The organism is Flavobacterium taihuense, from assembly GCF_019351435.1.
GTDB classification, from domain to species: domain Bacteria; phylum Bacteroidota; class Bacteroidia; order Flavobacteriales; family Flavobacteriaceae; genus Flavobacterium; species Flavobacterium taihuense.
In genome coordinates, this window is sequence record NZ_JAHWYN010000039.1 from 1 (window position 1) to 9,449 (window position 9,449).

The 9,449-nt window shown below is 35.1% G+C and carries 8 protein-coding genes; 5 read left to right on the forward strand and 3 right to left on the reverse strand.

Annotated features, from left to right (window positions below; all coding sequences use genetic code 11):
• Nucleotides 1-195: 195 nt before the first annotated feature.
• Both KZH69_RS19965 and KZH69_RS19970 read right to left on the reverse strand, forming a co-directional pair.
• Entirely contained in the window at nt 196-876 is a 681-nt protein-coding gene (locus KZH69_RS19965) for a hypothetical protein (protein WP_219319230.1), read from the reverse strand.
• Nucleotides 877-957: 81 nt separating this feature from the next.
• On the reverse strand, nt 958-1,218 hold the full coding sequence (locus tag KZH69_RS19970) for a hypothetical protein (RefSeq protein ID WP_219319231.1): 261 nt from the start codon (nt 1,216-1,218) through the stop codon (nt 958-960).
• Nucleotides 1,219-1,569: 351 nt separating this feature from the next.
• On the opposite strand from KZH69_RS19970, the gene KZH69_RS19975 reads away from it, so the two are divergent.
• Nucleotides 1,570-2,568, forward strand: a complete 999-nt coding sequence (locus tag KZH69_RS19975) for a DUF2157 domain-containing protein (RefSeq protein ID WP_219319232.1) — start codon at nt 1,570-1,572, stop codon at nt 2,566-2,568.
• Nucleotides 2,552-3,769, forward strand: a complete 1,218-nt coding sequence (locus KZH69_RS19980; protein ID WP_219319233.1) for a hypothetical protein — start codon at nt 2,552-2,554, stop codon at nt 3,767-3,769. The genes KZH69_RS19975 and KZH69_RS19980 overlap by 17 nt, the downstream gene beginning before the upstream one ends.
• 188 nt (nt 3,770-3,957) lie before the next feature.
• Here KZH69_RS19980 and ytxJ read toward each other — a convergent pair whose 3' ends face one another.
• Nucleotides 3,958-4,347 (reverse strand): bacillithiol system redox-active protein YtxJ, encoded by a 390-nt coding sequence (gene ytxJ, locus KZH69_RS19985; protein WP_219319234.1) that lies wholly within the window; start codon nt 4,345-4,347, stop codon nt 3,958-3,960.
• Nucleotides 4,348-4,578: 231 nt separating this feature from the next.
• On the opposite strand from ytxJ, the gene clpB reads away from it, so the two are divergent.
• The 3 genes from clpB (at nt 4,579) to KZH69_RS20000 (ending at nt 9,241) form a co-directional block, all read left to right on the forward strand.
• Complete coding sequence (clpB, locus tag KZH69_RS19990; RefSeq protein WP_219319235.1) at nt 4,579-7,185, forward strand: ATP-dependent chaperone ClpB; 2,607 nt, start codon at nt 4,579-4,581, stop codon at nt 7,183-7,185.
• A gap of 847 nt (nt 7,186-8,032) precedes the next feature.
• A complete protein-coding gene (locus KZH69_RS19995; RefSeq protein ID WP_219319236.1) occupies nt 8,033-8,422 on the forward strand; it encodes a group I truncated hemoglobin in 390 nt (129 codons plus the stop codon).
• Nucleotides 8,423-8,641: 219 nt separating this feature from the next.
• The gene (locus KZH69_RS20000) at nt 8,642-9,241 is read left to right on the forward strand and encodes a nitroreductase family protein (RefSeq protein WP_219319237.1); all 600 of its coding nucleotides are present in this window, start codon (nt 8,642-8,644) and stop codon (nt 9,239-9,241) included.
• The last annotated feature ends 208 nt before the right edge of the window (nt 9,242-9,449 follow it).

Sequence of the window (9,449 nt, forward strand, 5' to 3'; positions counted from 1 at the left end):
TGGACGATGCCTATTCAAAATTGGGGAATTGTTTTAAACCAATTTACCCTTATATTTGATAAAAGGCTCCGATTATAAAACCGAAGCCTTGACTTTTCAACTTACACACTTTATGGGACAGTGTCAAACTTTAACAAAATAGAAAACCTCATTTAAATCGAAATTAAATGAGGTTTTTTTATGCTTTCTTAAATTTTAAAATTTCAGCTTTCCTGTTTTTAGATATATCGCTGAATTTTTGATTGAACTATTCATAGCATCTGTAAAAGCTTGTTCAAAGGCAAAAAACACAACACTTCCATTTCCATTGGATACAAAATCCAAAACTTTTTTTCTTGACTTTATATCATATATCTGAAAATGAGATTTTATAATACAACTTTCGCTTTGAGTTCCCGAAGACATCCCCATACCACCGTTAGACATAGCCATAGGCATACCAAGACTTCCTTGAATACGATTTGTAATTTCATGGTCATAAATTCGTATAAGATAATCCGCTTTAGAATTCGTAAATAATGAATCTACCTTTTTTTGCTGTTCTTGAGTAAATGTCAAAGGATCATTTGAAACAAATTCCAAAGATTTATCATATTTTATATCTCCAAATATCTTTTCTTCTTTCAATTTAACAGTATATAAACTATCATACTGTTTTACAAAATCATGCTTTTGATTATACTTTTTACTGAATGTTTTGGTAAATTCACTTAGCAATATGTTGTCATTACCAACAAGTACTGCAGTTTTATCAGAGCCAAAAGCAAATTTTGAATCTTGATAATTAGCAGTTTCACTAATACGAACTGCTTCACATGAGCACAATAACATTTGAACACCAACTATTCCGGCTATTAGCCTTTTACTTATTTTCATTTATTTTATTCTTTTATATTTTGAAATTTCTAGATATAGCCATAAGCTAAAAATCATTTAACTCCAATAAATCAATTCAAATTATTTATTCGGGTTTTCAATAATTTGATTGTTTTCATTCTTCCATATTCCATCTGAAAATACAATTATTCCATATTTCTCATGATAATACATATTCCCAAATTTAGAATTTTGGGGATTTATTCCAACATAATCAGGAATACATATCGTTTGTCCATTACTTTCATGAGGTTTATAACCATCATCACAAAGATCTTGCTTTTCACAACCCACAAGAAAAAAGAAAATAACACACTGAAAAAAAATATTGATTCGATTCATTTTTATGTAATTAATAGTTTTAAGTATATTCAATTCCATACAAATTCAAAAAAATTCAATTTACATTTTTTACTTCATTTCAAAATAACACTTTCAATATTTAGAACAGTATAATCGAAGAATCAAAAAAAGATACTTGTATTTGGTTTATGATAACATATATGTTGCGAAAATAACAATTTTAGAATAACATTCTTAAAAAAGAAAACAAATTACAAAATAATTTCTTTCAGAATGATGTTTTTATATATCGTTAATTCATGATGAGATACAGTTTTAAAGATGTATGTACTTCACCATTAATTAGTAATAAAAATTCTATATATTTGAGAGATATATTAAATAAATAGCATGGCGAATTTCGAAGAACAAGCAACTCAAACGCTTTTTGACAAAAACTACATTACCGGAGAACAATTTGAAGCCATTCGAGCGTATCGAGGATTGAACTTGTTTTCAGTTCATAATGAATTGAAGTTCTTATTGTACCTATCAATGTTACTGTTCACTTCGGGTATTGGGATTCTGATTTACCAAAACATAGATACTATCGGTCACACCGCAATTCTTGGCCTGTTACTTTTGGTGACACTAACTTGTTTTTATTTTTGCTTTAAAAATCATCAGGGTTTCAAAAAAGAAGAAGTTCCATTCCTCAATCCGCTGTATGATTATTTGGTGCTTACCGCAGTTATATTGAGTTGCACGTTTGTGGGCTATTTGCAGTTTCAATACCAAACTTTTGGAACGCATTATGGATTGGCCACTTTGGTGCCAACGATTATTAGTCTTTTTTGTGCGTATTATTTTGACAACAAAAGCGTTCTATCTATCGGAATCACAGGAATGGCGGCTTATTTAGGACTATCGGTTGACCCAAAACACGTTTTTGAAAACGAAATGATTGATAATACCTACTTAAGTTATGTTGGACTGGCTTTTGGCTTGACTTTGCTGCTTTGGGTGTTATATACGACCAAAATCAATTTGAAAAAACACTTCAATCTGGTCTATCTTACTTTTTCGCTTCACTTAGTTGGTATTGCTTGTATGGTAAATTTATGTGATGATTATTGGCTTCCTTTTGGTTTGGTATTAGCAATTGCTACTTATTATTTTTATAATTTAAGTTTCCAAATCAGGTCCATTTCTCTATTTATTTTCACTGTTCTCTATGGTTTTATTGGAATGAATATCTTTTTTGTGAGAGTATTAGACTCCATTCATTTTGATGACTTTTTTTCCATATTCTTTTTTACAACACCGTTTTATTTCATTGGTACCATCATTGGATTTATAAAACTGATTAAACATTTTAACAAAAACACTTCCGATGATAGCATACGATAAAACACTTTTAGACAACATTTATATAGACGAAGAAGCAAATCGATTGAAACAGTCAGGTTTTATTAGTACTGAACAATACAAATTAATTCACAGCCAATTACAAAAGCTTAAAAGTCAAAACAACCTCTTTATCCGAATTGGTTTCTTCATTCTGGGCTGTATGCTGTATTCCTCTATTTGTGGCTTATTATCGCTCTTATGGTTAGGAATTTGTGATAGTGTCTTTGTAAATGCGGGTGATAGAAACGATGCTTATTTATTTATTGTATATATATTATCCATAATAGGCTTTGGATCAAAAGAATATATGTCTAAGAATATGAAATATTTTGGTTTTGGTCTGGACGATGCCTTTATTTTGGGAGCAATTTTAGCATTACTCATTGGCATTGGACTCACTTTTGAAGAAAACTATAATCCAAACTATCTAGCTGTTATTTTAGTAATGGCAATCGCTTCGAGTATCGCTTATTTGCGATACCTTAATCTATCTTTGGCCTTACTAGCCTGTTTTGGAATAACAGCAAGTCTAGCGTACATGACATTCGAGTATTTAACAATCGGAAAAATCATTTTGCCTTTTGTGATGTTGCTGTTTTCTGGCGGGTCTTATTTTATTTCTAAAAAAGCATTACAAAATTTAACTGTTCCATATTATTACAACGGACTGAAACTAGCCAAAGGTTTCTGCCTAATTCTATTCTATCTCGCAGGAAATTATTATGTGGTGAGAGAATTAAATTTTAGCCTATCAGAAAATTATTTCTATGACGATGTGAGTCCTGAAATTCCTTTTGCCCTATTCTTTTGGGCATTTACATTTTCAATTCCAATGGTTTATCTCTTTTTCTCACTGAAAAATAAAGACCGAATGATGCTTTGGATCGGTTTTCTGGCACTTTGCTTTGCCTTTTTCACATTCAGAATGTATCATCATGTTTTACCTCCCGAAGTGGCTTTGACTATTGGAGGACTTATTGTTTTTGCTTTTACCTATTTTGCCATAAAAAGAACAAAACACAACGAAACAGGTCTTACTTTTAAAGTCGACCGATTCACAAACCCAAATGCCTTTGCTAATGTTCAAGCGCTTGTGATTGCTTCTCAATTTGGACTTAAACCCGAAGCAAAAGTAGAGGAATCACCAATGGAATTTGGAGGTGGCGGATTTAGTGGTGGTGGTTCGAATGGGGATTTTTAGCTTTATTTCAATAAAACAAAAAAATTGCTACAGATTATTCGGATTTACACAGATTTCTATCATAATTTTAAATCTGTGTAAATCCAAATAATCTGTGGCCAATTACGACTGTTAAATATTCTAAAATAAAAAGAGGTTGCCTATACTTTTTAGACAACCTCTTCTCTGTTTTTTATAAACTGCAATACCTACAACCTCTCAGCCAAATCCTTCGCATCAATATCACTATGCGAAACATCATAAACCGATTGACCGTTTTTTATCAACAATAATTGTGGGGATTGATGAACGACTTTAAAACGACTCGCAATTTCATTTGAAACGTCACGGTGTTCAATTAAATCCAAAAAATAGGTGTCGGTTGCATCGGCAGAATCAAATTGGTTTTCAAATTGTTTTAATGCAAATCGACTCACGCTGCAACGCGTACTGTGTTTAAAGATCGCTACCGGCTTTTCATTCGATAAAGTAATAATCTCATTTAGTTGCTCCAAATCAGTCAATGGAATCCAATTAATTTTACTTGTTGTTACTTTCTTTTCTTCTGAATTACCGAATAGGGAATTGAATATACTCATTTTGTCGTATTTTATGTCTTTTTGTCTTTATAAAGTAATGGAAATCATAGTTTAAACGTCAAATTGTCCGTAAATTTATAGTGGAATATAATTTGATACTTAGTTTGCAAAGTTAGTTATTAAATAGTAAAATTCAGTAATCCGCAATTGGTTATAACTGATTAGCCATAATTAAAACTTATAGCTAATCACACGTAAAACAAACGTATAAAAAACATAAAACCTTTAATCATGAACATTAATAAATTTACCATTAAATCGCAGGAAGCCATACAGCTTTCACAGCAACTGGTTCAGAGTTTGGGTCAACAACAAATAGAAAACGAACACATTTTCAAAGCTATTTTTGAAGTAGATGAAAATGTGGCTCCGTTTATATTGAAAAAACTCAACGTCAATGTACCATTGTTTCTTCAAATTTTAGACAGTACTATTCAAAGTTTCCCAAAAGTTTCGGGAGGCGAAATTCAGCTTTCCAGAACGGCAAATTCTGCTTTGAACGAAGCCGAAATCATTGCCAAAAAAATGAATGATGAATACGTTTCTGTCGAGCATTTGATTCTGGCCATTTTTGATTCTAAAAGCAAGGTTGCCCAAATCCTAAAAGATCAGGGTGTGACCGGAAAAGGACTTAAAGCCGCTATCGAAGAATTGCGTAAAGGCGAGCGAGTGACCTCAGCTTCGGCAGAAGAGAATTATAATTCTTTGAACAAATATGCCAAAAACCTCAACGAATTGGCCAAAACCGGAAAACTAGATCCTGTAATTGGTCGTGACGAAGAAATTCGCCGTGTATTGCAAATCCTTACCCGAAGAACCAAAAATAATCCGATGCTGGTGGGGGAACCGGGAGTGGGTAAAACCGCTATTGCCGAAGGTCTTGCACACCGTATTGTAGATGGCGACGTACCCGACAATTTGAAAGATAAAATCGTATTCTCACTCGATATGGGAGCTTTGATTGCGGGTGCCAAATACAAAGGAGAATTTGAAGAACGTCTAAAATCTGTTGTCAAAGAAGTAATCGCAGCCGAAGGAGACATTGTATTATTCATTGACGAAATTCACACGCTTGTTGGAGCTGGTGGTGGCGAGGGAGCTATGGATGCCGCCAATATTCTTAAACCGGCTTTGGCTCGTGGAGAATTGAGAGCTATTGGTGCAACGACTCTAGACGAATACCAAAAATATTTCGAAAAAGACAAAGCGCTCGAACGCCGTTTTCAAAAAATCATCATCGAAGAACCCGATACCGAAAGTGCGATTTCGATTCTGAGAGGTATCAAGGAAAAATACGAAACACACCATAAAGTACAAATCAAGGACGACGCCATTATTGCTGCCGTTACGCTTTCGCAACGCTACATCACCAATCGTTTCCTTCCGGACAAAGCCATCGATTTGATGGACGAAGCAGCTTCTAAACTAAGAATGGAAATCAACTCCAAACCTGAGGAATTGGATGTTTTGGATCGAAAAATAATGCAGTTGGAAATCGAAATTGAAGCCATCAAACGCGAAAAAGACGAAAGCAAACTCAAAATATTGGGAATGGATTTGGCCAATCTCAAAGAAGACCGAAACGAGATTTATGCGAAATGGAAATCCGAAAAAGAAGTGGTCGACAACATTCAAATCGTAAAAACCGAAATTGAAGACTTCAAATACGAAGCCGAACGTGCAGAGCGTGAAGGCGATTACGGCAAAGTAGCCGAAATTCGTTACGGAAAAATCAAAGAAGCTCAAGAACGATTGGCCGTTTTTACCAAACAATTACAGGAAAACCAATCGGGAACTTCGTTGATTAAAGAAGAAGTAACCCGAGAAGACATTGCCGAAGTGGTAGCCAAATGGACTGGAATTCCAGTGATGAAAATGCTACAGGGCGAGCGTGAAAAACTATTGCATCTGGAAGAAGAATTACACAAACGTGTGGTAGGTCAAGAAGAAGCCATCGAAGCCGTGAGTGACGCCGTACGCCGTAGCCGTGCGGGCCTACAGGATATGAAAAAACCGGTGGGAACTTTCCTTTTCCTTGGAACAACAGGAGTTGGGAAAACAGAACTTGCCAAAGCTCTTGCTGAATATCTTTTCGATGACGAAAACGCCATGACCCGAATCGACATGAGTGAGTACCAAGAACGCCACAGCGTAAGCCGATTGGTTGGTGCGCCTCCGGGATACGTGGGCTATGACGAGGGTGGACAATTGACTGAAGCCGTGCGCCGTAAACCCTATTCCGTGATACTGTTGGACGAAATCGAGAAAGCCCACCCGGACACCTTCAACATTTTGTTGCAGGTACTCGACGAGGGCCGTCTAACCGACAACAAAGGACGTTTGGCCGATTTCAAAAACACCATTATCATTATGACTTCCAACATGGGAAGCCAAATCATACAGGAAAAATTCGAGAACCTGAAAGGAAGTGTCGAAGCCGCCACCGAACTCGCCAAAGTCGAAGTGCTTGCTTTATTGAAACAAACTGTACGCCCCGAGTTCATCAACCGTATCGACGAAATCGTAATGTTCACGCCACTAACTGCCAAAAACATTGCCCAAATCGTGGGATTACAATTGAAAAGTGTGACTAATATGCTTGCCCAACAAGGCATTACAATGGATGCCACACCCGAGGCCATTGCTTACCTTTCTGAGAAAGGCTATGACCCCCAATTTGGTGCAAGACCCGTAAAAAGAGTGATACAAAGAGAGGTGCTCAACCAGCTCTCCAAAGAAATCCTCGCTGGTAAAGTACATCCTGACAGTATCATTTTACTAGATTCCTTCGATGGAGAATTGGTTTTCAGAAACCAAAGTGAATTAGTACACGAATAAATAAACATATTTAAAATCTTTAAAACTGCATCGTGGCAACACTTTGCAGTTTTTTTGTTTTAGGAGCAGAAAGATTTGGTTTTTCATCAACTTCACTTCCGCTGTCCGCCATATCTTTTATGCCGAACCCCGGCATAAAAGGATATTTGCTTCCATCGGGGCTAGATGAGATGTATAGTTTTTCAGAAGATGCAACTAATTTTTATTAAAAACAGAAAAAAAATTTTCAGGTGACAGTATCGGGTGTAAGTGTTGCTTGAAATCTAGTATCATACCTATTAAGGTTAAAAAAAACTTGCAGGATTATTGAACTGTCTAATTTATTTACAAATACCTGAATTCGATTAATGCTATTTTTCTTTTTTTGGGATGATTACAAAAATGCAAAATATTACCCCTTTAGCCCCGGGTGAAGTGAAAACCCTTTTGTGCCGGAGTTCGACACAAAAGGTTGTAATGGAAAACGGGACGATATTCCCAAAAATGCTCAATCTTTCTGCTCCTAAAATTAAAAATCGATCACACACTATAGAATTTTTCAAAACCTTGATTAATAAAAACTACTTTTAAACTAATTCTTTTTAATTATTTTTTTTAACTTTATAAAGCTTTTATATACAGTGAATTACACTTACATCCTTGCATTTTTCCCAAATTTCTACAAAACTTATGACTAACTTTTTTGGTTTGTTTTTACTTTTTTGATTTCACATAATTTATCAGCAAACAGAATAAATACTGGGGATAACTCCCAAAACAGAATAGTATGTTTTATTCTTTCTAGGTACTTGTAGTCAATATTTTGAAAATAACTTAATAATAACTATAATTTAAAAACATAATGAAAATGGAAAATAATGCAAACGAAAAAAGTCTTTACGAACGTCTAGGCGGTACAGAGGGAATAAGTGCTATTGTTCAAGAAGTTATAGAAGCCCATATGGTGAACCCAGGCATTAAAGCAAGATTTCTTCCTCTAAAAGATGACACTCAACATTTAGCTGAAGTTAAAAAGCATGTGATAGAGTTTTTTATCATGGGAAGTGGAGGCCCTCAACAATACTCTGGCAAAGATATGCACTCAGCCCATGTCGGAATGAATATTAATCAGGGAGAATACATGTGTGTAATGGATGATATCATGTCTGCTCTTGACAAAAATAACATTGATGAGCAATCCAAAAAAGATGTTCTGGCTATCATTTATTCATTAAAAGACCAAATGATTGGAGTATAATACCGGGATATTTAAAACAGACAAGTATAATCTGGATCCTAAAAATTTAGGGTTCAGCATTTCCGTTTTCCAGTTGTACGATTCCAATAACTTTCGGCGCCAGACTTCGTACCCTTTTCAAAATCAATTTCATTACTAATGCAATCAAATTGTATAAAACTATTAGTGGCTTAAATTTGCATATCTAATTAATCCTGTAAACCAATAAAAAATATTAAGATGAATATTTTAAAATTAATACAAAAAAGATATACCGCAAAGAAGTACAATGCTGACAAAGCGATACCACAGGACAAAATTGAAGCTTTGAAAGAAATTTTGCGCCTCTCTCCTTCTTCGATAAATATCCAACCGTGGAAATTTACCTTTGTGCAAAATCATGAAATCAAAGCACAATTGGCTTCGGTTTCCATGCATAATACTGAAAAAATAAACCAAGCCAAACTATTAGTAGTCTTTAGTGTTGCGGATGATTTGGATGCTTTTCAAAAAGTTGTTGACAACGAATTACCGCAAGCCAGAAGGGATTGGTACAATCAAATTAAAGCCAGTAAGCCAGAGGCCGATTTAAAAAAATGGTTCTCCAATCAAGTGTATATCGCCTTGGGAGTTGGTTTGACGGCTAGTGTTGCATTAGGTCTGGATTCGACACCGATGGAAGGTATAGAGACTGATAAATACAGAACTATTCTTAACATGACAACATACAAACCATTATTTGCTATGGCGGTGGGCTACGGTTCGGAAGATGATTTTAACCGAATTGAAATAACACCAAAATCTAGGAGATTACAAGAGAATGTAATTGAAACAATATAAACAAAACCCGCTAGTTAAAGCATTTTTTCTACTCGGGCATCTAAACTGTGTCTTTTCAATCCCAAAAAAGCAACTCCCTACCCTACGGTCTGGACACATCTCTAAAAAGCATCCAGCCTTGCATAATTGCGGCGAATTTTTGAAGACCAATCCAAAAGGTTGTGATGCCAGGTTTTCTCTCTGAAAGATAACCTTTCCAGCCTCCTAA